Genomic DNA, 25,857 nt, shown 5'->3' with positions numbered 1-25,857 from the left:
ATGTCGAAGATCGGCAGCATCGGCGCCCGACTCCACCGTGGCGAGGTCGGCTACGACTTCGTCAAGAACCGCAAGATCTGGTACGGCATCTCCATCCTGATCACCATCACGGCCATCCTCGGCCTGGCGGTGCGCGGCCTGAACATGGGCATCGAGTTCCAGGGCGGAGCGGTCTTCACCACGCCGAAGCACATGAGCGCCTCGGTCGCCGACACCGAGACGTTCGCGCAGGACGCCTCCGGCCACGACGCGATCGTGCAGAAACTCGGCGACGGCAGCCTGCGCATCCAGATCGCCGGCATCGACACCGGCAAGTCCGACCAGATCAAGGACGCGCTCTCCAAGGACCTGAAGGTCAACGCCGAGCAGATCAACGCCGACCTGGTCGGCCCCAGCTGGGGTGAGCAGATCGCCAGCAAGGCCTGGGAGGGCCTGGCGATCTTCATGGTCCTCGTCGTGATCTACCTGGCCATCGCCTTCGAGTGGCGCATGGCGCTGGCCGCGCTGGTCGCCCTGATCCACGACATCACGATCACCACCGGCATCTACGCCCTCGTCGGCTTCGAGGTCACGCCCGGCACGGTGATCGGTCTGCTGACGATCCTCGGTTACTCGCTCTACGACACGGTCGTCGTCTTCGACAGCCTCAAGGAGCAGACGAAGGACATCACCAAGCAGAGCCGCTGGACCTACAGCGACCTGGCCAACCGCTCCATCAACGGCACGCTGATGCGCTCCATCAACACCACCGTGGTCGCGCTGCTGCCGGTGGCGGGCCTGCTGTTCATCGGCGGCGGCGCGCTCGGCGCGGGCATGCTCAACGACATCTCGCTCTCCCTGTTCGTCGGCCTGGCCGCCGGTGCGTACTCCTCGATCTTCATCGCCACGCCGCTCGTCGCCGACCTCAAGGAGCGCGAGCCGCAGATGAAGGCGCTCAAGAAGCGCGTACTGGCCAAGCGGGCGCAGGCCGGCACCGAAGGCGCCCCGATGGCTGACGCGCCCGAGGACGCCCCGGACTTCGACGACGAGCCCGAGGACACCGCAGCCGCCGTGGTCGGCCCGCGCAACCAGCCCGCCTCCCGCGGCCGCGGCCGTGGCCGTCCCTCCGGCAAGCGCAGGTGACCGCGGTGACCGACATCGAGGAACTCCTGCTCAGCCGCATCCGCGACGTGGCCGACTACCCGGAGCCCGGGGTGATGTTCAAGGACATCACCCCGCTCCTGGCGGACCCGGCGGCGTTCACCGCCCTCACCGACGCCCTCGCGGAGATCGCCCAGCGGACCGGCGCGACGAAGATCGTCGGCCTGGAGGCCCGCGGCTTCATCCTCGGCGCACCGGTCGCCCTGCGCGCGGGGCTCGGCTTCATCCCCGTGCGCAAGGCCGGCAAGCTCCCCGGCGCGACGCTCCGCCAGGCCTACGACCTGGAGTACGGCTCCGCCGAGATCGAGGTGCACGCCGAGGACCTGACCGCCGCCGACCGGATCCTGGTCGTCGACGACGTCCTCGCCACCGGCGGCACCGCCGAGGCGTCCCTCCAGCTGATCCGCCGCGCCGGCGCCGAGGTCGCCGGCGTCGCGGTCCTGATGGAGCTGGGGTTCCTGGCCGGGCGTGCCCGCCTGGAAGCAGTCCTGGACGGCGCCCTGCTGGAGGCGCTGTTGCGGGTCTGAGCACCCCGCGCACCCGGGCCGCACACATACAGCACAGCGCACGAGACGGGCCCGGAGGAATCCGGTGCCCGTCTCCCGCGTTTCACAGGTGAACGGCCCGCACAGCGGGCTGGAGGCGATCCGGCAGCCCGGGATCGCTACCATGGGACCTCCGGAGCCTGACCGGGGGACCCGGACCGCGCACGAGGAGTCCTCTTGCCAGACGAGGCCCAGCCACTGACCGCCGCCAAGCCCGAGTCCGCCTCGGCAGCCGCGGCGAAGCCCGCGCCGAACGCGAAGAACGCGAAGAACGCGAAGAACGCGAAGAACGCGACGAACGACGCCCGCGGGCCGGTCGAGCGCGCCTCCTCCGCCCCCGTCGAGAAGGCTGCCGAGTCCGTGCGCCCCAAGCCGGCCCCTCCCGTGCGCCCGGCCACCGGTCAGAGCGCCCGCTCCGGCTCCTCCAACCGCGTCCGCGCCCGCCTCGCCCGGCTCGGCGTCCAGCGCGCCAACCCGTACAACCCGGTCCTGGAGCCGCTGCTGCGGATAGTGCGCAGCAACGACCCGAAGATCGAGACGGCCACGCTGCGCCAGATCGAGCGCGCCTACCAGGTCGCCGAGCGCTGGCACCGCGGCCAGAAGCGCAAGAGCGGCGACCCGTACATCACGCACCCGCTCGCCGTCACCACCATCCTCGCCGAGCTGGGCATGGACCCGGCCACCCTCATGGCCGGCCTGCTGCACGACACCGTCGAGGACACCGAGTACGGCCTGGAGGACCTGCGCCGTGACTTCGGCGACGTCGTCGCCCTGCTCGTCGACGGCGTCACCAAGCTGGACAAGGTCAAGTTCGGCGAGGCCGCGCAGGCCGAGACCGTGCGCAAGATGGTCGTCGCCATGGCCAAGGACCCGCGCGTCCTGGTCATCAAGCTCGCCGACCGCCTGCACAACATGCGCACCATGCGCTACCTCAAGCGCGAGAAGCAGGAGAAGAAGGCGCGCGAGACCCTGGAGATCTACGCGCCGCTCGCCCACCGCCTGGGCATGAACACCATCAAGTGGGAGCTGGAGGACCTCGCCTTCGCGATCCTCTACCCCAAGATGTACGACGAGATCGTCCGCCTGGTCGCCGAGCGCGCCCCCAAGCGGGACGAGTACCTCGCCATCGTCACCGACGAGGTCCAGTCCGACCTGCGCGCCGCCCGCATCAAGGCGACCGTCACCGGCCGCCCCAAGCACTACTACAGCGTCTACCAGAAGATGATCGTCCGCGGTCGCGACTTCGCGGAGATCTACGACCTGGTCGGCATCCGTGTCCTGGTCGACACGGTCCGCGACTGCTACGCGGCCCTCGGTACCGTGCACGCGCGATGGAACCCGGTCCCCGGCCGGTTCAAGGACTACATCGCGATGCCCAAGTTCAACATGTACCAGTCGCTGCACACCACGGTCATCGGCCCCAACGGCAAGCCCGTCGAGCTGCAGATCCGCACGTTCGACATGCACCGCCGCGCCGAGTACGGCATCGCCGCGCACTGGAAGTACAAGCAGGAGGCCGTCGCCGGCGCCTCCAAGGTCCGCACCGACGCGCCCCGCTCCACCGGCAAGGCCGGCAAGGACGCCGCCATCAACGACATGGCGTGGCTGCGTCAGCTCCTCGACTGGCAGAAGGAGACCGAGGACCCCAGCGAGTTCCTGGAGTCGCTGCGCTTCGACCTCTCCCGCAACGAGGTCTTCGTCTTCACGCCCAAGGGCGACGTCATAGCGCTTCCGGCCGGCGCCACCCCCGTGGACTTCGCCTACGCCGTCCACACCGAGGTCGGCCACCGCACCATAGGCGCCCGGGTCAACGGCCGCCTCGTGCCGCTGGAGTCCACCCTGGACAACGGCGACCTGGTGGAGGTCTTCACCTCCAAGGCGGCGGGCGCCGCCCCCTCCCGCGACTGGCTCGGCTTCGTCAAGTCGCCGCGCGCCCGCAACAAGATCCGGGCCTGGTTCTCCAAGGAGCGCCGCGACGAGGCGATCGAACAGGGCAAGGACGCCATCGTCCGCGCCATGCGCAAGCAGAACCTGCCGATCCAGCGCATCCTGACCGGGGACTCGCTCGTCACGCTCGCGCACGAGATGCGCTACTCGGACATCTCCGCGCTGTACGCGGCGATCGGCGAGGGCCACGTCTCGGCGCAGAACATCGTGCAGAAACTCGTACAGGCCCTCGGCGGCGAGGAGGCGGCCACCGAGGAGATCGACGAGAGCGTGCCGCCCGCGCGCGGGCGGGGCCGCAAGCGCCGCTCCAGCGCCGACCCGGGCGTCGTCGTCAAGGGCGTCGACGACGTGTGGGTCAAACTGGCCCGCTGCTGCACCCCCGTCCCCGGCGACCCGATCATCGGCTTCGTCACGCGCGGCAGCGGCGTCTCGGTCCACCGCAGCGACTGCGTCAACGTGGAGTCGCTCTCCCGCGAACCCGAGCGCATCCTCGACGTCGAATGGGCGCCCACCCAGTCCTCGGTCTTCCTGGTCGCCATCCAGGTCGAGGCGCTGGACCGGTCCCGGCTGCTCTCGGACGTCACCCGGGTGCTGTCCGACCAGCACGTCAACATCCTCTCCGCGGCCGTCCAGACCTCCCGCGACCGCGTCGCCACCTCCCGTTTCACCTTCGAGATGGGCGACCCCAAGCACCTCGGCCACGTCCTGCGCGCCGTCCGCGGCGTGGAGGGCGTCTACGACGTGTACCGGGTCACGTCGGCACGCAGCCGCGCCTGAGCACCAGAAGACGCCGAGAGGGCCCCGTACGCGCCGTACGGGGCCCTCTCGGCTTCTGCGCGTTCCTCCTTCGGGGGCTTGCTCAGCCCCCGAACTCCTGGAGGCCCTTGAGTGCCTGGTCCAGGAGCGCCTGGCGGCCCTCCAGCTCCCTCTCCAGCTTGTCGGCCCTGCCGGTGTTGCCCTGGGCCCGCGCCTGCTCGATCTGGCCCCGCAGCTTGTCCACGGCGGCCTGGAGCTGACCGGTCAGACCCGCGGCACGCGCGCGTGCCTCCGGGTTGGTCCGGCGCCACTCGGTCTCCTCGGCCTCCTGCAGAGCCCGCTCGACCGTGTGCATCCGGCCCTCGACACGGGGACGGGCGTCCCGCGGTACATGGCCGATCGCCTCCCAGCGCTCGTTGATCGAACGGAAGGCGGCCCGGGCGGCCTTCAGATCACCGATCGGCAGGAGCTTCTCGGCCTCCTCGGCCAGCTCCTCCTTCAGCTTCAGGTTCTCCGCCTGCTCGGCGTCCCGCTCCGCGAACACCGAACCGCGCGCGGCGAAGAACACGTCCTGGGCACCCCGGAAACGGTTCCACAGGTCGTCCTCGTGCTCGCGCTGCGCGCGGCCCGCGGCCTTCCACTCGGCCATCAGCTCGCGGTAGCGCGCCGCCGTCGCACCCCAGTCCGTCGAGTCCGACAGCGCCTCGGCCTCGGCGACCAGCCGCTCCTTGGCCTTGCGGGCCTCCTCGCGCTGCGCGTCGAGCTGCGCGAAGTGCGCCTTGCGCCGCTTGGAGAACGCCGACCGGGCGTGCGAGAAACGGTGCCACAGCTCGTCGTCCGACTTGCGGTCCAGCCGCGGCAGGCCCTTCCAGGTGTCCACCAGGGCGCGCAGCCGCTCACCGGCCGCCCGCCACTGGTCCGACGCGGCCAGCTCCTCCGCCTCGGTGACCAGGGCCTCCTTGGCGTGCCGGGCGTCGTCCGCCTGCCGGGCGCGCTGCGCCTTGCGCTCCTCGCGCCGCGACTCGACCGTCTCCACCAGCTTGTCCAGGCGGATGCGCAGGGCGGCCAGGTCGCCGACCGCGTGATGCGCGTCCACCTGCTCGCGCAGGTGGCCGATCGCGGCCTGGGCGTCCTTCGCCGACAGGTCGGTGGTCCGCACGCGCTTCTCGAGGAGGCCGATCTCGACCACCAGGCCCTCGTACTTGCGCTCGAAGTAGGCCAGCGCCTCCTCGGGGGAGCCGGCCTGCCAGGAGCCGACGACCTGCTCGCCGTCGGCCGTACGCACGTACACGGTCCCCGTCTCGTCGACGCGGCCCCACGGGTCGCTGCTCACAGCGCCTCCTCCACATGATGCCTGCGAGGGGCTTCGAAGGCTCCCCCGGGCATCGTCCACAGTTTCGTCACGGCCAACATAGGCGACCAGCAGGTTTCCTGTCCGCATCCAGCGAGACCGAAATCAGGCAGTTGACGGTCAGGACTTCGCGACCGTCGCCTTGTCGATCACGACCGTCGCGTTCGGCGCCCCGTCGCCGGCGCCCGTGCTCTCGCCCGCGGCGGCGATCTTCTTCAGTACCGTCATCCCGGACGCGGAAATCGTACCGAACGGTGTGTAGTTGGGCGGCAACTGACTGTTCTGGTAGACCAGGAAGAACTGGCTGCCGCCGGTGTGCTTCTGCCCGGTGTTCGCCATCGCCACCGTGCCCGCCGGATAGACGTTGCCCTTGAGGCTCTTGTCCGAAAGGTTCTCGTCCGGGATCGTGTACCCCGGTCCGCCGGTGCCCGTTCCGGTCGGGTCGCCGCACTGGAGCACGTAGATGCCGTTCGTGGTGAGCCGGTGGCACTTGGTGTGGTCGAAGAAGCCCTTTCCGGCCAGGTAGTCGAACGAGTTCACGGTGTGCGGCGCGGCGGCCGCCTTCAGCGACACGTCTATGTCACCGCACGTGGTCGCGAGCTTCATCGTGTACTTCGCCGACGTGTCGATCGACATCGCCGGCTCCTTCTTCCAGCTCTGCTTCTTCACCGATCCCGCGGCGGGCTTCGCGCACGGGTCGGGCAGCTTGGACGGGGCCGACGCGCTGGGTGTGGCGTCCGCGCTCGCGTTGGCCTTGTCGTCCTTCTTGTCGCTCTTCAGGGCCCCGGTCGTGTACAGCGCGACACCACCGATGACGACCACGCCGAGGACCGACGCGATCACCGAGTTGCGCGTGCGCGCCTTGCGCCGTGCGGCGGTGCGCCGCTGCTGCTGCCGCAAGAACTTCTCCCGGGCGAGCTGACGCCGCCGCTGCTCCTGGCTGACCACCGGGTTCTCTCCTCATGCGTCTCGTGTGTCGACCGGCACCCGCGCGCCAGGTGAACCGGGCGCCCGTGTGTGCCCCGTACCGTATATGGGTTCGCTGAGGATCCGGCAGCGCCGGTAGTCTCTGACCACAGGCGCAGCCACCCGATGCCTCCCGTATCGACACAAACGAAGGACGATCGTGCTCATTGCCGGGTTCCCCGCCGGGGCCTGGGGGACGAACTGCTACCTCGTCGCCCCCGCCGCCGGTGAGGAGTGCGTGATCATCGACCCCGGCCACCAGGCCGCCCAGGGCGTCGAGGAAGCACTGCGGAAGCATCGGCTCAAGCCCGTCGCCGTCGTCCTCACCCACGGCCACATCGACCACGTGGCCTCGGTCGTCCCGGTGTGCGGCGCGCACGGCGTACCGGCCTGGATCCACCCGGCCGACCGGTACATGATGAGCGACCCCGAGAAGGCCCTCGGCCGTTCCGTCGGGGCGCAGCTGATGGGCGAGCTGACCGTGGGGGAGCCCGACGACGTCGAGGAACTGACCGACGGCGCGCGGCTGGAGCTGGCCGGTCTGGAGTTCTCCGTCGCGCACGCGCCCGGCCATACCAAGGGGTCGGTGACGTTCCGGATGCCCGAGACCGCGGACATCCCGCAGGTCTTCTTCTCCGGGGATCTGCTCTTCGCCGGCTCCATCGGACGCACCGACCTGCCCGGCGGTGACATGGCCGAGATGCTCGACTCGCTGGCCCGCGTGTGCCTGCCGCTCGACGACTCGACCGTGGTGCTGTCGGGCCACGGCCCCCAGACGACCATCGGCCAGGAGCGCGCCACCAACCCCTACCTGCGGCAGCTGGCCGCGGGCAGCCGCGAACACGGCGCCGGTGAGGCTCCCCGACGAGGAATGTGACGAGAGACTTCGTGAGCACCTTCAAGGCCCCCAAGGGCACGTACGACCTGATCCCGCCGGACTCCGCGACCTACCTGGCGGTCCGCGAGGCCATCGCCGCCCCGCTGCGCAACTCCGGCTACGGCTACATCGAGACCCCCGGCTTCGAGAACGTCGAGCTGTTCGCCCGCGGTGTCGGCGAGTCCACGGACATCGTGACCAAGGAGATGTACGCCTTCGAGACCAAGGGCGGCGACAGGCTCGCGCTGCGCCCGGAGGGCACCGCGTCCGTGCTGCGCGCCGCCCTGGAGGCCAACCTCCACAAGGCGGGCAACCTCCCCGTCAAGCTCTGGTACTCCGGCTCCTACTACCGCTACGAGCGCCCGCAGAAGGGCCGCTACCGCCACTTCTCCCAGGTCGGCGCGGAGGCCATCGGTGCCGAGGACCCGGCCCTGGACGCCGAGCTGATCATCCTGGCCGACCAGGCCTACCGCTCGCTGGGGCTGAGCGACTTCCGCATCCTGCTCAACAGCCTCGGCGACAAGGAGTGCCGCCCCCTCTACCGGGCCGCCCTCCAGGACTTCCTGCGCGGCCTGGACCTGGACGAGGACACCCGCCGCCGGATCGACATCAACCCGCTGCGGGTCCTCGACGACAAGCGCGAGACGGTGCAGAAGCAGCTGACCGGCGCCCCGCTGCTGCGCGACTACCTGTGCGACGCCTGCAAGGCCTACCACGAGGAGGTCCGCGAACTGATCAGCGCGGCGGGCGTCTCCTTCGAGGACGACCCCAAGCTGGTGCGCGGCCTGGACTACTACACGCGCACCACCTTCGAGTTCGTCCACGACGGCCTCGGCTCGCAGTCCGCGGTCGGCGGCGGTGGCCGCTACGACGGCCTGTCCGAGATGATCGGCGGCCCCGCGCTGCCCTCGGTGGGCTGGGCCCTCGGCGTGGACCGCACCGTGCTGGCCCTGCAGGCGGAGGGCGTCGAACTCCGACTCCCCGCGGCCACCAGCGTGTTCGCCGTCCCGCTGGGCGAAGAGGCCCGCCGCGTCCTGTTCGCGAAGGTCACCGAGCTGCGCAAGGTGGGCATCGCCGCGGACTTCTCGTACGGCCACAAGGGCCTCAAGGGCGCGATGAAGAACGCCAACCGCAGCGGCGCCCGCTACACCCTCGTCGCCGGTGAACGCGACCTCGCCGAGGGAATCGTCCAGCTCAAGGACATGGAGTCCGGCGAGCAGGCGCCGATCGGCGTCAACGAGATCGTGGCGGAACTGGAGTCACGGCTCGGCTGAGCGCGGGGCCCGAAGGCGTCGGGCACCCCGAAGGCGCCGGACACCCCCCGAGGGTGCCCCCGGCGCCTTCTCCCGTCTCAGGGGCGGCCCAGGCCCTCGTCCTGCCGTGCGTACGGTCACGCGGACCGTCAATTCGACGGGCGCGGATTCGTCCTGCCGGACGATTCCCACGCGTGATCCCCACACGCGAGCGTCACGCGCGCGGGGCGGTGGCCGGGGCGCGGCCGAGGACCGAGACCTCTCCCGGGTCCCGGGAGCGGCTGCCCCGGAGGATCTCCACCGTGGTGCTCCTGCCCGCTCCGTCGGTCCCGAGCAGGCCGAAGACCTCGCCTTTCTCGATGCGGAGGTCGCTCGCGTCGCCGGCGGTGACGTCTGCGTGGCGCTCGCGCAGCCCCCGCACGCTCACCACGGGTCCGTTCGCCGTCGCGTCCCGAGCGCCCCCGGGGCCGCGCCTTCAAAGGCGGCCGCGTGCGCTTCCTTATGTGCAACGAACGGTGGACACACACGCGCGTGCGGCACAATGGCCCTGCCCGAAGAAGGTCCAACTCTCAAGTGACGGAATCGGCGTGATGAGCAAGACGACAGTCAGGGACGTCTCCACGGAGCCCGGACCGGAACCCGCGGCCCCCGGACAGCGGACCGTGGGCGGCAGCCGCGCCTTCGCGCTGCTGCTGGTGATCACCGGCGCGGCCGGACTGCTCGCGGCCTGGGTCATCACGATCGACAAGCAGAAGATCCTTGAGGGCAAGCTCAGCGGCAAGACCTTCACGCCGAGCTGCAGCCTCAACCCGATCGTGTCCTGCGGCAGCGTCATGGAGAGCAAGCAGGCCGCCGTCTTCGGGTTCCCCAACCCGATGCTCGGCCTGGTCTGCTACGGCATCGTCATCTGCGTCGGCATGAGCCTGCTCGCCCGCGCCCGCTTCCCCCGCTGGTACTGGCTGACCTTCAACTTCGGCACGCTGTTCGGCGTGTGCTTCGTCACCTGGCTCCAGTTCGAGTCGCTGTACCGGATCAACGCGCTGTGCCTGTGGTGCTCGCTGGCCTGGGTCGCCACGCTGACCGCGTTCTGGTACACGACCTCCTTCAACATCCGCAACGACTTCCTGCCCGCCCCGCGCGCGGTGAAGAACTTCCTCGCCGAGTTCACCTGGGTCATCCCGGTCACGCACAGCGGCGTCATCGCCATGCTGATCCTGACCCGCTGGGGCAGCAGCCTCTGGGCCTGAGCCTTCCGGGCCCGGGTCCACGGGGCCGGGGCCCGGCCGCGTTGTCAGTGGTGTGCCATAGGGTTTCAGCGTGGAGCCCGACCTGTTCACCGCCGCAGCAGAAGAACGCCAGGAGAAGGACCCGGCCGCCAGCCCCCTCGCGGTCCGGATGCGCCCGCGCACCCTCGACGAGGTGGTGGGCCAGCAGCACCTGCTCAAACCCGGCTCGCCGCTGCGCCGGCTCGTGGGCGAGGGCGCGGGCGGCCCCGCGGGACCGTCGTCGGTGATCCTGTGGGGGCCGCCCGGCACCGGCAAGACCACCCTCGCCTACGTCGTCTCCAAGGCCACCAACAAACGTTTCGTGGAGCTGTCGGCGATCACCGCGGGCGTCAAGGAGGTCCGCGCGGTCATCGACGGCGCCCGCCGCGCCTCCGGCGGGTACGGCCAGGAGACCGTCCTCTTCCTCGACGAGATCCACCGCTTCAGCAAGGCCCAGCAGGACTCCCTGCTCCCCGCGGTGGAGAACCGCTGGGTGACGTTGATCGCCGCCACCACGGAGAACCCGTACTTCTCGGTGATCTCCCCGCTGCTCTCCCGCTCCCTGCTGCTCACCCTCGAACCCCTCACCGACGACGACGTGCGCGGCCTGCTGCGCCGTGCCCTCACCGACGAACGCGGCCTGAAGTCCGCCGTCGCCCTGCCCGGGGACACCGAGGACCACCTGCTGCGCATCGCGGGCGGCGACGCGCGCCGCGCGCTGACCGCCCTGGAGGCCGCCGCCGGTGCCGCCCTGGACAAGGGCGAGGCCGAGATCGGCCTGACCACGCTGGAGGAGACCGTCGACCGGGCCGCGGTGACGTACGACCGCGACGGCGACCAGCACTACGACGTGGCCAGCGCCCTGATCAAGTCCATCCGCGGCTCCGACGTCGACGCCGCGCTGCACTACCTGGCCAGGATGATCGAGGCCGGCGAGGACCCCCGGTTCATCGCCCGCCGCCTGATGATCTCCGCGAGCGAGGACATCGGCCTCGCCGATCCGAACGCGCTGCCGACAGCCGTCGCCGCCGCCCAGGCCGTCGCGATGATCGGCTTCCCCGAGGCCGCCCTCACCCTCAGCCACGCCACCATCGCCCTGGCCCTCGCCCCCAAGTCCAACGCCGCGACGACGGCGATCGGCGCCGCCCTGGAGGACGTACGCAAGGGACTGGCCGGCCCCGTGCCGCCCCACCTGCGGGACGGCCACTACAAGGGCGCCGCCAAGCTCGGCCACGCCCAGGGGTACGTCTACCCGCACGACCTGCCCGAGGGCATCGCCGCCCAGCAGTACGCGCCGGACGCCCTCAAGGACCGCGAGTACTACAGCCCGAGCAGACACGGCGCCGAGGCGCGGTACGCGGACGCCGTGGAGTGGACCCGCAAGCACCTCGGTCGGAGGCGGCCCTGAGCACCCTGTAGACTGCCCGGAGCGCTGAGTCCCGTGCCGTCAGAGCGGGACAGTCAGCCGGAGCCCGGTCCGTCGAGGACCGGCTCCAGGAGCGTCGCGCACCGTCGAACGGTGTCGCGGGCAGCCCACCACCACCCGGTGCCCGGGACGGTCGGTGGGCCACTCGCGTGCTGCACGTATGTGCCCAGACCAGGGAAGCGGCTGCCCGGCGGGTCCCTCGCGGACCAGCGGGTTCTCCCGGCTGCGGATGCGACCTCCGTAACCCTGACAAGCCGAGAACTACGAAATGAGAGACAGTGGCGAACCAGTCCCGCCCCAAGGTCAAGAAGTCGCGTGCCCTCGGCATCGCGCTGACCCCGAAGGCCGTCAAGTACTTCGAGGCCCGCCCCTACCCGCCGGGCGAGCACGGCCGCGGCCGCAAGCAGAACTCGGACTACAAGGTCCGTCTGCTGGAGAAGCAGCGTCTGCGCGCGCAGTACGACGTGTCCGAGCGCCAGCTCGTCCGCGCCTACGAGCGTGCCTCCAAGGTCCAGGGCAAGACCGGTGAGGCCCTGATCATCGAGCTGGAGCGCCGCCTCGACGCGCTGGTCCTGCGTTCGGGCATCGCCCGCACGATCTACCAGGCCCGCCAGATGGTCGTCCACGGCCACATCCAGGTCAACGGCCAGAAGGTCGACAAGCCGTCCTTCCGGGTCCGCCCCGACGACGTCGTGCAGGTCCGCGACCGCTCCAAGGAGAAGACGCTCTTCACGATCGCCCGTGAGGGTGGCTTCGCCCCCGAGGGCGAGACCCCGCGCTACCTCCAGGTGAACCTCAAGGCCCTGGCGTTCCGCCTGGACCGCGAGCCGAACCGCAAGGAGATCCCGGTGATCTGCGACGAGCAGCTCGTCGTCGAGTACTACGCCCGCTGATCACCAGCAGGCCGTAGCACCTCAGCCCGCCGTCTCCCCGCCCTTCCGGGTGGGCGAGGCGGCGGGCTCGCGCATGTCCGGGGTCTCCCTCCGCCTCTGCCCCCGCGGCCCCGGCAGCGCCCGCAGCGACCGGGCACCCGCCCGCCCCAGGGCCCGCGACACGGCCGCCTCCCGGCCCAGCCCGGCCCCCTCGCGCACACACTCCTCGTAGCGCTCGTCGCCCAGCCGCTCACGGGCCCGCGCCTCGCACAGCTCGTGCGGCGCGTTGTAGTAAGCCGACCCGAACAGCCGCAGCCCCACCGACGCCCACATCCCGCCCGCCGCGCCCTGCAGCACCGCCGCCTCGGCCGCGTCGCCCTCGCTCACCGTCACCAGCGCCAGCAGCTCCACCGCCAGCACCGAACCGAGCAGGTCGTGGAAGCCGTGCGCGTCGGCGAGGCAGTCGGCGAGCAGGTCGCGGGCGCGGCCCGGATTCCCCTCCTGCCAGGCCGCGTACGCCAGCACGTACAGCGCGTACGCCCGCGACCAGCGCTCCCCGTGGTCGTCGCAGACGCGGCGGACGTCCTCGCACAACCGGACCGCGTCCGGCAGATCGCCCTGGAAGGCGCGCGTCATCGCCAGCTCGACCTGGCCCATCAGCACCGTGCTGTTCAGCTCGCCGAGCTCCCGGTAGCGTTCCAGCGCCGAACGCAGCAGCGCCTCCGCGCGTTCCATGTCGTCCGTGACCAGCGCCAGGCAGCCCGCGCGGTGCTCCGCGTACGCCAGCGCCGTCGCACTCGCCGAGGACCGCGCCGCACGGCGGCACTCCTCCAGCGCGGCCAGCGCCGGCACCGTGTCGCCCTGCAGGATCGTCACGTACCCCAGCACCCACAGCGCCTTCAGCCGGGACTGCTCGTGGCCGCCGTCCAGCGCGACGGCGCGCTCCAGCCAGTGCCGGCCCTCCGTCAGCCGGCCGCACCCCGCCCAGCAGAACCACAGGCAGCCCGCGAGGTACTGGCCCAGATGCGCCTCGTCCGGACCGCTCATGCAGTACTCCAGGGCGCTGCGCAGGTTCGGCAGTTCCGTCTCGATGCGCGTCGCCACCTCCGCCTGCCGCGGCGAGAACCACTCCAGCTCGCACCAGGTGGCCAGACCGACGTACCAGTCGCGGTGGCGCCGCCGCAGCCGGTCGGCGTCCCCCGCCGCGGCCAGCCAGTCGGCGCCGTAGGCACGCACCGCCTCCAGCATCCGGAAGCGCACGCCCGACGGCGTCTCCTCCCGCGCCACCACGGACTGGGCCAGCAACTCGCCCAGCACGTCCAGGACATCGGCGGCGGCCAGCCCGCCGCCACTGCACACGTACTCGACGGCCTCCAGGTCGAACGGCCCGGTGAAGACCGAGAGCCGCGCCCACAGCAGGCGCTGCTCGGGGGTGCACAGCTCGTGGCTCCAGCCGATCGCGGTGCGCAGTGTCCGGTGCCGGGGCAGGACGTCGCGCGGGCCGCCGGTCAGCAGCCGGAACCGGTCGTCGAGCCGTTCCAGCAGCCGCGCCGGCGACAGCGTCCGCAGCCGCCCCGCGGCCAGCTCGACGGCCAGCGGCAGACCCTCCAGCCGGCGGCACAGCTCCCGCACCGCGGGATCCGCGCCGCACACCGGCACGCCGTGCTGGGCGGCCCGCGTGACCAGCAGCCGGACCGCCTCCTCCTCGGCCGGCGGGGCCAGCGGGAACAGCCACTCGCCCGTCACGCCGAGCGGGCGGCGGCCCACGGCGAGCACCCGCACCTGAGGTACCCCCCGCAGCAGTTCGGTCACCAGGTCGGCACAGGCCTCGGCCAGGTGCTCGACGCCGTCGAGCACCAGCAGCAGCCGGTCCCCGGCACCGGACGAGCGGTGCGGCGCGGCAAGGCCCAGGACCCGGGGGAGGTCGAGCAGCGTCTCGCGGGGCGTGCGCGGGGTGTGGTCCGTGAGCCCCAGGGCCTCCACCACGGCATGGTCGACGAACTCCGCATCCCGCAGGGGCGCCAGGTCCACGCGCGCCCAGATCGCCGCCCGTGCCGGGCCGAGGCAGCCGCCCGGCCCCCCGCCGGCTGCCGCCCACCGTGCCGCCGCGTGGGCCGCCGCCCGTGCCGCGAGCCGCGACTTGCCGACCCCGCCGGCCCCCGTCACCGTCACCAGCCGGGCGGCGTCCAGCGTCCGCGCCAGCGCGCCGAGTTCGGCCGCGCGGCCCACGAACGCGTCGAGCTCGGCGGGCGGACCGGCCGCCGTGCCGCATCCCCACAGCGGCGGGTCTGGGGTCGGTTCAGGCATGGCGTCTCGCATGGAACACGGAGCGTACTGAAACGTAATCACTGCGTACAACCGCCCGGAGGCACTCCCCACGCGCGCGCGGTAATCCGGTACGGAGCCCCGCCCGTGGCGCGATAGGCTCGGTCCACGACTTTCTCGATGTTCTCGATGTTCAGGCACGTTTCAGGGAGCGGGTGCGCACAGTGTCCGGTGGTGAGGTGGCCGGGATCCTGGTGGCCGTGTTCTGGGCGATCCTGGTCTCCTTCCTCGCCGTCGCGCTGGCAAGGGTGGCCCAGACGCTCAAGGCGACCACCAAACTCGTGGCGGACGTGACCGACCAGGCGGTTCCACTGCTGGCCGACGCCTCCCAGGCGGTGCGCTCCGCGCAGACCCAGATCGACCGCGTCGACGCGATCGCCTCCGACGTCCAGGAGGTCACGTCGAACGCGTCCGCGCTGTCGACCACCGTGGCCTCCACCTTCGGCGGCCCGCTGGTCAAGGTCGCCGCCTTCGGCTACGGCGTGCGGCGCGCGCTCGGCGGCCGCAAGGAGGACGTGCCCGCCAAGGCGTCGAGGCGTACGGTGATCGTGGGCCGCACCGTCCCGGCCGCCCGGCGGGGGAAGCGGAACAACCGGGAGAAGTAAGGACTAGCGATGTTCCGCCGTTCGTTCTGGTTCAGCACAGGTGTCGCCGCCGGTGTCTGGGCCACCACCAAGGTCAACCGCAAGCTCAGGCAGCTGACCCCCGAGAGCGTCGCCGCGACGGCGGCGAACAAGGCCCTGGAGACCGGTCACCGGCTCAAGGACCGCGCGGTGGGTTTCGCGCTCGACGTCCGCGACAACATGGCGCGGCGGGAGGCCGAACTCGGCGAGGCGCTCGGGATCAACGCCCCTGTCGACCACGGACTCCCTGCGCCCCGGCGGCTCGCCGCCATCGAGAACCACACCAACCCGACGTACGTCGAGGGGTCGACGTACCCGACGTACTCGTACAACCGGAATGAGGACCACTGATGGAGTCGGCTGAGATCCGCCGCCGCTGGCTGAGCTTCTTCGAGGAGCGCGGGCACACCGTCGTCCCTTCGGCGTCGCTCATCGCGGACGACCCGACTCTGCTCCTCGTCCCGGCCGGCATGGTGCCCTTCAAGCCCTACTTCCTCGGCGAGGTCAAGCCGCCGTTCCAGCGCGCCACCAGCGTGCAGAAGTGCGTGCGCACGCCCGACATCGAAGAGGTCGGCAAGACCACCCGCCACGGCACGTTCTTCCAGATGTGCGGCAACTTCTCCTTCGGTGACTACTTCAAGGAAGGCGCCATCAAGTACGCCTGGGAGCTGCTCACCACGCCCCAGGACAAGGGTGGTTACGGCCTCGACCCCGAGCGCCTGTGGATCACCGTCTACAAGGACGACGACGAGGCCGAGCGCATCTGGCACGAGGTCGTCGGCGTGCCGCGCGAGCGCATCCAGCGCCTGGGCATGAAGGACAACTACTGGTCCATGGGCGTGCCCGGCCCGTGCGGCCCGTGCTCCGAGATCAACTACGACCGCGGCCCCGAGTTCGGCGCCGAGGGCGGCCCCGCCGTCAACGACGAGCGGTACGTGGAGATCTGGAACCTCGTCTTCATGCAGTACGAGCGCGGCGAGGGCATCGGCAAGGACAACTTCGAGATCCTCGGGGACCTGCCCAGCCAGAACATCGACACGGGCCTCGGCCTGGAGCGGCTCGCCATGATTCTGCAGGGCGTGCAGAACATGTACGAGATCGACACCTCCATGGCCGTCATCAAGAAGGCCACCGAGCTGACCGGCGTGGCCTACGGCGAGGCCCACGCCTCGGACGTCTCGCTGCGTGTCGTGACCGACCACATGCGCACCGCCACGATGCTCATCGGTGACGGCGTCACCCCGGGCAACGAGGGCCGCGGCTACGTGCTGCGCCGCATCATGCGCCGCGCCATCCGCAACATGCGCCTGCTGGGCGCCACCGGTCCGGTCGTCAAGGACCTGATCGACGTCGTCATCGGCATGATGGGCCGGCAGTACCCGGAGCTGGTCACCGACCGCGAGCGCATCGAGAAGGTCGCCCTCGCCGAGGAGAACGCCTTCCTGAAGACGCTGAAGGCCGGTACCAACATCCTCGACACCGCGGTCACCGAGACCAAGCAGTCCGGCGGCACGGTCCTCTCCGGCGACAAGGCGTTCCTGCTCCACGACACCTGGGGCTTCCCGATCGACCTCACCCTGGAGATGGCTTCCGAGCAGGGCCTCTCCGTGGACGAGGACGGGTTCCGCCGCCTGATGAAGGAGCAGCGGGAGCGCGCCAAGGCCGACGCCCGGGCCAAGAAGACCGGCCACGCCGACATGGGCGCCTACCGCGAGATCGCGGACCGCGCCGGCGAGACCGACTTCATCGGCTACAGCGACACCGAGGGCGAGTCCCGGGTCGTCGGCATCCTCGTCGACGGTGTCTCCTCCCCGGCCGCCTCCGAGGGCGACGAGGTCGAGATCGTCCTCGACCGCACCCCTTTCTACGCCGAGGGCGGCGGCCAGATCGGCGACACCGGCCGCATCAAGGTGGACACCGGAGCCGTCATCGAGGTCCGCGACTGCCAGAAGCCGGTCCCGGGCGTCTACGTCCACAAGGGCGTCGTCCAGGTCGGCGAGGTCACCGTCGGTGCCACGGCCCACGCCTCCATCGACAACCGCCGCCGCAAGGCCATCGCCCGCGCCCACTCGGCCACCCACCTGACGCACCAGGCGCTGCGCGACGCCCTGGGCCCGACGGCCGCCCAGGCCGGTTCGGAGAACCAGCCGGGCCGCTTCCGCTTCGACTTCGGCTCCCCGTCCGCCGTCCCGACGGCCGTGATGACCGACGTCGAGCAGAAGATCAACGAGGTGCTCGCCCGCGATCTGGACGTGCACGCCGAGGTCATGGGCATCGACGACGCCAAGAAGCAGGGCGCCATCGCCGAGTTCGGCGAGAAGTACGGCGAGCGGGTCCGGGTGGTCACCATCGGTGACTTCTCCAAGGAGCTGTGCGGCGGCACGCACGTGCACAACACCGCCCAGCTCGGCCTGGTCAAGCTGCTCGGCGAGTCGTCGATCGGCTCGGGTGTGCGCCGTATCGAGGCCCTCGTCGGCGTCGACGCCTACAACTTCCTCGCCCGTGAGCACACGGTGGTCGCCCAGCTCCAGGAGCTGGTCAAGGGCCGTCCCGAGGAGCTTCCGGAGAAGGTCTCCGCCATGCTCGGCAAGCTGAAGGACGCCGAGAAGGAGATCGAGAAGTTCCGTGCGGAGAAGGTCCTCCAGGCCGCCGCCGGGCTCGCCGGCTCCGCCAAGGACGTGCGCGGCGTGGCCCTGGCCACCGGGCAGGTCCCGGACGGGACGACCCCGGACGACCTGCGCAAGCTGGTCCTCGACGTCCGTGGGCGCATCCAGGGCGGCCGGGCCGCCGTGGTCGCCCTGTTCACGGTGAACAACGGCAAGCCGCTCACGGTCATCGCCACCAACGAGGCCGCCCGTGAGCGCGGCCTCAAGGCCGGTGACCTGGTCCGTACCGCCGCCAAGACGCTCGGCGGCGGCGGTGGCGGCAAGCCGGACGTCGCCCAGGGCGGCGGCCAGAACCCGGCCGCGGTCGGCGAGGCCGTGGACGCCGTCGAGCGACTCGTCGCCGATACCGCCAAGTAAGGAAACGGTCGGAAATGCGCAGAGGCCGTCGGCTCGCGATCGACGTCGGGGACGCCCGGATCGGGGTCGCCTCGTGCGATCCCGACGGGATCCTCGCCACACCGGTGGAGACGGTTCCCGGCCGGGACGTCCCGGCGGCCCACCGCCGTCTGCGGCAGCTCGTCGAGGAGTACGAACCGATCGAGGTCGTCGTCGGCCTCCCTCGCTCCCTCAAGGGGGGCGAGGGCCCGGCGGCCGTCAAGGTCCGTGCTTTCGCGGGGGAGTTGGCCAAGGGTGTCGCCCCGGTGCCGGTCCGGCTGGTGGACGAGCGGATGACGACGGTGACGGCCAGTCAGGGGCTGCGGGCCTCCGGAGTGAAGTCCAAGAAGGGACGCTCCGTGATCGACCAGGCAGCCGCCGTCATCATCCTGCAGCAGGCCCTGGAATCCGAACGGGTGTCAGGCGCAGCACCAGGAGAGGGCGTCGAAGTGGTCATCTGATCGCGATACGGTAACGTTCCGCGCGATGCGGCGGCCCTCGAACAGCCGCCGCACAGCAAGAGGCGGGACGGCAGCGGTCGTCACGCAACGTGACCACCGTCTCGCGGCGCTAGGGGATCGATGACTGAGTATGGCCGGGGCCCAGGCCACGAACCGTGGCATCCGCAGGACCCGTTGTACGGGGACGGCGGATGGTCGGGACAGCAGACCCCCGCGGACCCGCAGTCCTCCTACGGCGGCATGCAGCAGCAGCACCCGCAGCAGCCGCACCCGGATCAGCACCAGCCGCATCCGCAGCAGTACGGCGGCTGGGGTCACGAGCCGCAGCCCGGCTACGGCGACCCCTACCAGCACTACGGCGAGCAGGGCGCCGGGCAGTCCCCGCACCACGACCCGCAGGGCGGCCACCCGTACGGCGACCAGCACCAGGGCCTGCCCCCGGAGCCGTACCAGCAGGCGGGCCAGGAGCAGTACCGGCAGCAGGCGGGCTGGGACGGCACCGGTGCCCACGCGCAGCCGCCCTACGGCGGCGACCCGGGCGACCCCTACGGCGGTGGCCCGTCCCCGGCGTACGGCCCTGACCAGCCCGATCACTACGGCACCCCCGAGGCCTACCCGCCACCCGAACCGCCCAACCGCCGCAGCCCCGAACCGGAGCCGCGCCCCGACTGGGAGCCGGAGCCCGAGCCCGCCCAGGAGGAGGACCACGCCTTCTTCGCGGGCGGCGGTGACGACGCCGACGAGGGCCCCGACGCCGACGCCCCCGGGGCGGGCCGGGGTCGCGGCGAGCGCACGGGGCGCGGAGGCAAGGGCCGCGCGGGCAAGGCCGGCAGGAAAAGACGCAACGGCTGTGCCTGCCTGGTCGTCGTGCTGGTGTTCGGCGGTGGCATCGCCGGCGTCGGCTACTACGGCTACCAGTTCTACCAAGATCGCTTCGGCGCCGCCCCCGACTACGCGGGCAGCGGCAACGGCGAGCAGGTCACGGTCGTCATCCCCAAGGACGCCGGCGGATACGTGATCGGGCAGGTGCTGAAGAAGGCGGGTGTCGTCGAGAGCGTCGACGCGTTCGTCTCCGCACAGACGGCGAACCCCAACGGCAAGCAGATCCAGGACGGCGTCTACACGCTGCAGAAGCACATGTCCGCCGCCAGCGCCGTGCAGCTGATGCTCAGCCCGAGGAGCCGCAGCAACCTGATCATCGCCGAGGGCTCGCGCAACTCGGCCGTCTACACCCTGATCGACAAGCGCCTCGGGGTGCCGGAGGGCACCACCGCGAGCGCCGCGAAGAAGAACTACAAGAAGCTGGGGCTGCCCTCCTGGGCGCTGAACCACCCCGACCTCAAGGACCCGCTCGAAGGGTTCCTCTACCCCTCCAGCTACGCCGTCGCCAAGGGGCAGAAACCCGAGGACGTCCTGAAGGACATGGTCTCCCGGGCCACCGAGACCTACACGCAGCTAGGCCTCGCCAAGAAGGCCCAGAGCCTCGGGCTCGACGGCCCCTGGCAACTGCTCACCGTGGCGAGTCTCGCTCAGGCCGAGGGCACGAGCCACGACGACTTCCGCAAGATGGCCGAGGTCGTCTACAACCGCCTCAAGCCCGGCAACGCGCAGACCAACGGCAAGCTGGAGTTCGACTCCACGTACAACTACGTGAAGAACCAGAGCAAGATCGACCTGAGCATCGCCGAGCTGCGCAAGTACGCCAACCCGTACAACACGTACTACGCGACCGGCCTGCCCCCCGGGCCCATCGACAACCCCGGTGAGGAGGCCCTCAAGGGCGCCCTCGACCCGACGGACGACGGCTGGTACTACTTCATCTCGATGGACGGCAAGACCAGCAAGTTCACCAAGACACTCGCCGAGCACGAGAAACTGGTCGACGAGTGGAACCTCTCCAAGAAGAAGTCCTGATGACGTCATCCCGCCGGGCGGCCGTGCTCGGTTCGCCGATCGCCCACTCGCTCTCCCCGGTGCTGCACCGCGCGGCCTACGCGGAGCTGGGTCTCGCCCACTGGTCCTACGACCGGTTCGAGGTCGACGAGGCCGCTCTGCCCGGCTTCCTGGACGGGCTCGGGTCCGAGTGGGCCGGCCTGTCGCTGACCATGCCGCTGAAGCGGGCCGTGATCCCGCTGCTCGACACGGTCAGCGACACGGCGGCCTCCGTGGAGGCGGTCAACACGGTCGTCCTCGCCGACGACGGCCGGCGCACCGGCGACAACACCGACATCCCGGGCATGGTCGCCGCGCTGCGCGAGCACGGCATCGAGCAGGTCGACTCCGCGGCGATCCTCGGCGCGGGCGCCACCGCGTCCTCCGCGCTGGCCGCGCTCGCCCGTGTCTGCACCGGCGAGGTCGTCGCCTACGTCCGCAGCGCCGCCCGCGCCGCCGAGATGCGCCAGTGGGGCGAACGGCTGGGCGTACAGGTCCGTACGGCTGACTGGGCCCGCGCCGAGCAGGCGCTGGCGGCGCCCCTGGTGATCGCCACCACCCCGGCCGGTACGACGGACGCGCTGGCCGGCGCCGTGCCCGAGCGCCCTGCCGCTCTCTTCGACGTCCTCTACGACCCCTGGCCGACCCCGCTCGCCGCCCGCTGGTCCCTGGCCGGCGGCGCCGTCGTCAGCGGCCTCGACCTCCTGGTGCACCAGGCCGTCCTCCAGGTCGAGCAGATGACCGGACGCTCCCCGGCCCCGCTCGGCGTCATGCGCCGGGCGGGCGAGAAGGCCCTGGCCGACCGCTGACGTCCCCGCCGGGCGGAGCCCGGGCCGCCCGTCCCCCGGCCGAAGCCCCACCGGGAACCCCGGATTCCCCTGAGGGCAACGCCCCTTCCGCGTACGGACAGGACGCTCCGTCCGGTCCGGGTGCCGTCCGGCGGCGTCCGCCTGCTGGACCGGCGGCCGGACTCCGGGCCCGGACGTGGGAGGATCTGAGGTGGCGGGCCAGGGCCGCGCACCCGGTCGCGCCGTCGCAGTTCCAGGCGCGAGCATGAGGAGCATCGTTGAGCAGGTTGCGTTGGCTGACCGCGGGGGAGTCCCACGGACCCGCACTTGTCGCGACGCTGGAGGGCCTTCCCGCCGGCGTGCCCATCACCACCGACATGGTGGCGGACCACCTCGCGCGCCGGCGCCTGGGGTACGGCCGCGGCGCGCGCATGAAGTTCGAGCGGGACGAGGTCACCTTCCTCGGCGGCGTCCGGCACGGGCTCACCCTCGGATCCCCGGTGGCCGTCATGGTGGGCAACACCGAGTGGCCGAAGTGGGAAAAGGTCATGGCGGCCGACCCGGTGGACCCCGCCGAACTGGCCGAGCTGGCGCGCAACGCGCCGCTGACCCGCCCCCGCCCCGGCCACGCGGACCTGGCCGGCATGCAGAAGTACGGCTTCGACGAGGCGCGCCCGATCCTGGAGCGGGCCTCCGCCCGCGAGACCGCCGCGCGTGTCGCCCTGGGCGCGGTGGCGCGGTCGTACCTGAAGGAGACGGCCGGCCTCGAGATCGTCTCCCACGTGGTGGAGCTGGCGTCGGCGAAAGCGCCCTACGGGGTGTACCCGACCCCGGCCGACGTGGAGAAGCTGGACGCCGACCCGGTGCGCTGCCTGGACGCGGACGCCTCCGAGGCTATGGTCGCCGAGATCGACCAGGCCCACAAGGACGGCGACACGCTCGGCGGTGTCGTGGAGGTCCTGGCCTACGGCGTCCCCGTCGGCCTCGGCTCGCACGTGCACTGGGACCGGCGTCTTGACGCCCGGCTCGCCGCCGCCCTCATGGGCATCCAGGCGATCAAGGGCGTCGAGGTCGGCGACGGCTTCGACCTCGCCCGGGTGCCCGGCTCGCAGGCGCACGACGAGATCCTGACCACGGCCGAGGGGATCAAGCGCGCCACGGGCCGCTCCGGCGGCACCGAGGGCGGCCTCACCACGGGCGAGCTGCTGCGCGTGCGCGCCGCGATGAAGCCGATCGCCACCGTGCCGCGCGCCCTGCAGACCATCGACGTGGCCACCGGCGAGGCGGCACAGGCCCACCACCAGCGTTCCGACGTGTGCGCGGTGCCTGCGGCCGGGATCGTGGCGGAGGCCATGGTGGCCCTCGTCCTCGCCGACGCCGTCGCCGAGAAGTTCGGCGGTGACAGCGTGCCCGAGACCCGCCGCAACGTGCGCTCCTACCTCGACCACCTGGCGATCCGGTGACCGGGACGCCGCTCGTCGTCCTCGTCGGCCCCATGGGCGTCGGCAAGTCGACCGTCGGGCAGCTGCTGGCCGACCGCCTCGGCGTCGCCTACCGGGACACCGACGACGACATCGTCGCCGAGCAGGGCCGCACCATCGCCGAGATCTTCGTCGACGACGGCGAGAGCGCCTTCCGCGCGCTGGAGAAGCAGGCGGTACGCCGGGCACTGGCCGAACACGACGGCGTGCTGGCGCTGGGCGGCGGGGCCGTCCTCGACCCCGACACACGCGCGCTGCTCGCCAAACTGCCCGTCGTCTACCTGTCGATGGACGTCGAGGAAGCCGTCCGGCGCACCGGTCTGAACGTGGCCCGCCCGCTGCTCGCCGTCAACCCGCGCAAACAGTGGCGCGAGTTGATGCAGGCCCGCCGGCACCTGTACGAGGAGGTCGCCGCGGCGGTCGTGGCGACCGACGGCCGCGCCCCCGAAGAGGTCGCCCAATCCGTCCTGGACGCTGTGGAGTTGAAGGAAGCATGAGTGAGGCAGTGACGCGGGTCCACATCGGCGGCACCGCCGGTACCGAGCCCTACGACGTGCTGGTCGGCCGTCAGCTCCTGGGTGAACTGGCCGGTCTGATCGGCGACAGGGCCCAGCGGGTCGCCGTCGTCCACCCCGAGGCGCTCGCCGAGACCGGGGACGCGCTCCGCGCCGACCTGGCCGGGCAGGGCTACGAGGCCATCGCCGTCCAGGTGCCGAACGCGGAGGAGGCAAAGACCGCCGAGGTCGCCGCCTACTGCTGGAAGGCGCTCGGCCAGTCCGGGTTCACCCGCTCCGACGTGATCGTCGGCGTGGGCGGCGGCGCCACCACGGACCTGGCCGGGTTCGTGGCCGCCACCTGGCTGCGCGGCGTGCGCTGGGTCGCCGTGCCGACGACCGTGCTCGCCATGGTGGACGCGGCCGTCGGCGGCAAGACCGGCATCAACACCGCCGAGGGCAAGAACCTGGTGGGCGCCTTCCACCCGCCCGCGGGCGTGCTGTGCGACCTGGCCGCGCTCGACTCCCTCCCGGTCAACGACTACGTCTCCGGGCTCGCGGAGGTCATCAAGGCGGGCTTCATCGCCGACCCGGTGATCCTGGACCTCGTCGAGGCCGATCCGCAGGCCGCCCGCACCCCGGCCGGGCCGCACACGGCCGAGCTGATCGAACGCTCCATCAGGGTCAAGGCGGACGTCGTCTCCGCGGACCTGAAGGAGTCGGGCCTCAGGGAGATCCTCAACTACGGCCACACGCTCGGCCACGCCATCGAGAAGAACGAGCGGTACAAGTGGCGGCACGGCGCGGCCGTCGCCGTCGGCATGCACTTCGCCGCCGAACTCGGGCGCCTCGCGGGCCGGCTGGACGACGCGACGGCCGACCGCCACCGCAGCGTCCTGGAATCGGTGGGCCTGCCCCTGCACTACCGCTACGACCAGTGGCCCAAGCTGCTGGAGACCATGAAGGTCGACAAGAAGTCCCGGGGCAACCTGCTGCGTTTCATCGTGCTCGACGGCCTCGCCAAGCCCACCGTCCTGGAGGGCCCGGACCCGGCCGTGCTGCTCGCCGCCTACGGCGAGGTGGGGCAGTAAGAGCTGCGAACAAAAGGGGGCCCCGGCGGGCGGCGCCCGGCACGCGCCCTCGCCGCGTTGCCGAAAGGCCCTGGTAGCTCCGCTACAAGGACCTTCCGGCGCCTTGCGATCGCACGCACCGGACACCGCCCGCTGATCGGAACCCACTTTTGTTCGCAGCTCTAAGTCCCGCCGAGCGCGATCCGTCCCATTCGCCTTGCGCGAGCGGGCACTTCGGGCGGGCCCCGGCCGTTCACCACAGGGCGGCCGGGGACGGTACCGTTCGGTAGGGAGCGGGTTTCGGCCCGCTGCCAGCGCCCATTGCCTTGTACGAGACGGAGTGGCACCGGATGCAGCACGCAGTGGGTTCTCCGCTGCCGCCGCCCCACCAGCCGGGGCACGGACCGGCCCTCGGCTGGTCACCGGCCGCACATCACCCGGGACCGCACCCCCCGGGAGCGCACCAGGCCCCGGGCGCCGTGCCGCCCCCGCCTCCCGTGCCGGGCCACCCGGGAGCCCCGGCCGACCGGCATCCGCCGCTGCCACCGGATCAGGCGTCCGCCGCGCCTGTCGCGCCGCCGCCCCCGCCGGACGTCAGCGGCCACGTCCAGCTGCCGCCGGGCGGCCCGGTCGCCAGGCCGGCCCCGCCGCCCGCCCAGGCCGTGCCCGACCCGACGACCACCACGCTCGCGGTGCTGCTCATCGGCCCCGCGGGGGCCGGCAAGACCAGCGTCGCCAAGTACTGGGCCGAGCACCGCCGGGTCCCCACCGCGCACATCAGCCTGGACGACGTCCGCGAGTGGGTGCGCTCCGGCTTCGCCGACCCCCGGTCGGGCTGGAACGACCACTCGGAGGCGCAGTACCGCCTGGCCCGCCGCACCTGCGGCTTCGCCGCGCGCAACTTCCTCGCCAACGGCATCTCCTGCATCCTCGACGACGCCGTCTTCCCGGACCGGCCGGTCGTCGGTCTCGGTGGCTGGAAACGGCATGTGGGGCCGGGGCTGCTCCCCGTGGTCCTCCTGCCCGGACTGGACATCGTCCTGGAACGCAACGCGGAGCGCAGCGGCAACCGCCGCCTCACCGACGAGGAGGTCGCCCGCATCCACGGCCGCATGGCCGGCTGGTACGGCTCCGGCCTGCCCATCATCGACAACTCCCAGCTCGACGTCCCGACCACGGCCCGCGTCCTGGACGAGGTGCTGACCCGCTCGATAGCGAGCCCGCCCGCCTGGTGACGAGGGGCG

At 71.6% G+C, this 25,857-nt stretch carries 22 protein-coding genes; 18 read left to right on the top strand and 4 right to left on the bottom strand.

The window, feature by feature from the left end; all coding sequences use genetic code 11:
• The 3 genes from secF to AB0G56_RS07935 all read left to right on the top strand — a co-directional run bounded on the left by secF (position 1) and on the right by AB0G56_RS07935 (position 4,409).
• Positions 1-1,122 (top strand): protein translocase subunit SecF, encoded by a 1,122-nt coding sequence (gene secF / locus AB0G56_RS07945; RefSeq protein WP_360965339.1) that lies wholly within the window; start codon positions 1-3, stop codon positions 1,120-1,122.
• Positions 1,123-1,127: 5 nt separating this feature from the next.
• On the top strand, positions 1,128-1,667 hold the full coding sequence (locus AB0G56_RS07940) for an adenine phosphoribosyltransferase (protein ID WP_360965336.1): 540 nt from the start codon (positions 1,128-1,130) through the stop codon (positions 1,665-1,667).
• Between the two features lie 195 nt (positions 1,668-1,862).
• Entirely contained in the window at positions 1,863-4,409 is a 2,547-nt protein-coding gene (locus tag AB0G56_RS07935; RefSeq protein ID WP_360965333.1) for a bifunctional (p)ppGpp synthetase/guanosine-3',5'-bis(diphosphate) 3'-pyrophosphohydrolase, read from the top strand.
• A gap of 82 nt (positions 4,410-4,491) precedes the next feature.
• On the opposite strand, the gene AB0G56_RS07930 is transcribed toward AB0G56_RS07935, so the two are convergent.
• Together AB0G56_RS07930 and AB0G56_RS07925 are read right to left on the bottom strand one after the other, a co-directional pair.
• Positions 4,492-5,721 (bottom strand): DUF349 domain-containing protein, encoded by a 1,230-nt coding sequence (locus AB0G56_RS07930; protein WP_360965330.1) that lies wholly within the window; start codon positions 5,719-5,721, stop codon positions 4,492-4,494.
• Positions 5,722-5,859: 138 nt separating this feature from the next.
• Positions 5,860-6,687: a peptidylprolyl isomerase gene (locus AB0G56_RS07925; RefSeq protein ID WP_360965328.1), complete on the bottom strand. Its 828-nt coding sequence runs from the start codon at positions 6,685-6,687 to the stop codon at positions 5,860-5,862.
• Between the two features lie 178 nt (positions 6,688-6,865).
• Here AB0G56_RS07925 and AB0G56_RS07920 point away from each other — a divergent pair, with 178 nt between their 5' ends.
• Both AB0G56_RS07920 and hisS read left to right on the top strand, forming a co-directional pair.
• The gene (locus AB0G56_RS07920; protein WP_360965326.1) at positions 6,866-7,582 is read left to right on the top strand and encodes an MBL fold metallo-hydrolase; all 717 of its coding nucleotides are present in this window, start codon (positions 6,866-6,868) and stop codon (positions 7,580-7,582) included.
• An 11-nt stretch (positions 7,583-7,593) separates the two neighbouring features.
• Positions 7,594-8,856 carry a histidine--tRNA ligase gene (gene hisS / locus AB0G56_RS07915; protein ID WP_360965324.1) on the top strand — a complete coding sequence of 421 codons (1,263 nt, stop codon included), beginning with the start codon at positions 7,594-7,596 and terminating at the stop codon, positions 8,854-8,856.
• A 193-nt stretch (positions 8,857-9,049) separates the two neighbouring features.
• Here hisS and AB0G56_RS07910 read toward each other — a convergent pair whose 3' ends face one another.
• Positions 9,050-9,262, bottom strand: coding sequence for an ATP-binding cassette domain-containing protein (locus AB0G56_RS07910; protein WP_360965321.1), 213 nt, complete (start codon positions 9,260-9,262; stop codon positions 9,050-9,052).
• Between the two features lie 163 nt (positions 9,263-9,425).
• Between AB0G56_RS07910 and AB0G56_RS07905 the strand changes: the two genes are divergently transcribed.
• From AB0G56_RS07905 to rpsD, 3 genes are all read left to right on the top strand, one after another.
• Positions 9,426-10,082: a vitamin K epoxide reductase family protein gene (locus tag AB0G56_RS07905; protein ID WP_360965318.1), complete on the top strand. Its 657-nt coding sequence runs from the start codon at positions 9,426-9,428 to the stop codon at positions 10,080-10,082.
• A 70-nt stretch (positions 10,083-10,152) separates the two neighbouring features.
• Positions 10,153-11,508 (top strand): replication-associated recombination protein A, encoded by a 1,356-nt coding sequence (locus AB0G56_RS07900; RefSeq protein WP_360965316.1) that lies wholly within the window; start codon positions 10,153-10,155, stop codon positions 11,506-11,508.
• A 296-nt stretch (positions 11,509-11,804) separates the two neighbouring features.
• On the top strand, positions 11,805-12,419 hold the full coding sequence (gene rpsD / locus AB0G56_RS07895; RefSeq protein ID WP_018570215.1) for a 30S ribosomal protein S4: 615 nt from the start codon (positions 11,805-11,807) through the stop codon (positions 12,417-12,419).
• Between the two features lie 21 nt (positions 12,420-12,440).
• Here rpsD and AB0G56_RS07890 read toward each other — a convergent pair whose 3' ends face one another.
• Positions 12,441-14,705, bottom strand: coding sequence for an AAA family ATPase (locus tag AB0G56_RS07890; RefSeq protein ID WP_360965313.1), 2,265 nt, complete (start codon positions 14,703-14,705; stop codon positions 12,441-12,443).
• Positions 14,706-14,878: 173 nt separating this feature from the next.
• Here AB0G56_RS07890 and AB0G56_RS07885 point away from each other — a divergent pair, with 173 nt between their 5' ends.
• The 10 genes from AB0G56_RS07885 (at position 14,879) to AB0G56_RS07840 (ending at position 25,848) form a co-directional block, all read left to right on the top strand.
• Complete coding sequence (locus AB0G56_RS07885; protein WP_360965310.1) at positions 14,879-15,328, top strand: DUF948 domain-containing protein; 450 nt, start codon at positions 14,879-14,881, stop codon at positions 15,326-15,328.
• 9 nt (positions 15,329-15,337) lie between these two features.
• Positions 15,338-15,697 carry a hypothetical protein gene (locus AB0G56_RS07880; RefSeq protein WP_360965307.1) on the top strand — a complete coding sequence of 120 codons (360 nt, stop codon included), beginning with the start codon at positions 15,338-15,340 and terminating at the stop codon, positions 15,695-15,697.
• On the top strand, positions 15,697-18,369 hold the full coding sequence (alaS, locus tag AB0G56_RS07875) for an alanine--tRNA ligase (RefSeq protein ID WP_360965304.1): 2,673 nt from the start codon (positions 15,697-15,699) through the stop codon (positions 18,367-18,369). Before AB0G56_RS07880 ends, alaS begins: the two co-directional genes overlap by 1 nt.
• Positions 18,370-18,383: 14 nt before the next feature.
• The gene (ruvX, locus tag AB0G56_RS07870; protein ID WP_360965301.1) at positions 18,384-18,848 is read left to right on the top strand and encodes a Holliday junction resolvase RuvX; all 465 of its coding nucleotides are present in this window, start codon (positions 18,384-18,386) and stop codon (positions 18,846-18,848) included.
• A gap of 120 nt (positions 18,849-18,968) precedes the next feature.
• Positions 18,969-20,762, top strand: a complete 1,794-nt coding sequence (mltG, locus tag AB0G56_RS07865) for an endolytic transglycosylase MltG (protein WP_360965298.1) — start codon at positions 18,969-18,971, stop codon at positions 20,760-20,762.
• Positions 20,762-21,589: a shikimate dehydrogenase gene (locus tag AB0G56_RS07860; protein ID WP_360965295.1), complete on the top strand. Its 828-nt coding sequence runs from the start codon at positions 20,762-20,764 to the stop codon at positions 21,587-21,589. The genes mltG and AB0G56_RS07860 overlap by 1 nt, the downstream gene beginning before the upstream one ends.
• A gap of 257 nt (positions 21,590-21,846) precedes the next feature.
• Positions 21,847-23,031 carry a chorismate synthase gene (aroC, locus tag AB0G56_RS07855; protein ID WP_360965292.1) on the top strand — a complete coding sequence of 395 codons (1,185 nt, stop codon included), beginning with the start codon at positions 21,847-21,849 and terminating at the stop codon, positions 23,029-23,031.
• A complete protein-coding gene (locus AB0G56_RS07850) occupies positions 23,028-23,546 on the top strand; it encodes a shikimate kinase (protein ID WP_360965289.1) in 519 nt (172 codons plus the stop codon). Before aroC ends, AB0G56_RS07850 begins: the two co-directional genes overlap by 4 nt.
• Positions 23,543-24,634 carry a 3-dehydroquinate synthase gene (aroB, locus tag AB0G56_RS07845; protein WP_360965286.1) on the top strand — a complete coding sequence of 364 codons (1,092 nt, stop codon included), beginning with the start codon at positions 23,543-23,545 and terminating at the stop codon, positions 24,632-24,634. Before AB0G56_RS07850 ends, aroB begins: the two co-directional genes overlap by 4 nt.
• Positions 24,635-24,963: 329 nt before the next feature.
• Positions 24,964-25,848, top strand: coding sequence for a Pro-rich N-terminal domain-containing protein (locus tag AB0G56_RS07840; RefSeq protein ID WP_360965283.1), 885 nt, complete (start codon positions 24,964-24,966; stop codon positions 25,846-25,848).
• Positions 25,849-25,857 lie beyond the last annotated feature (9 nt).

The organism is Streptomyces sp. NPDC021356 (genome assembly GCF_040641015.1).
Lineage (GTDB): Bacteria > Actinomycetota > Actinomycetes > Streptomycetales > Streptomycetaceae > Streptomyces.
This window is presented reverse-complemented; position numbering and strand designations above follow the sequence as displayed.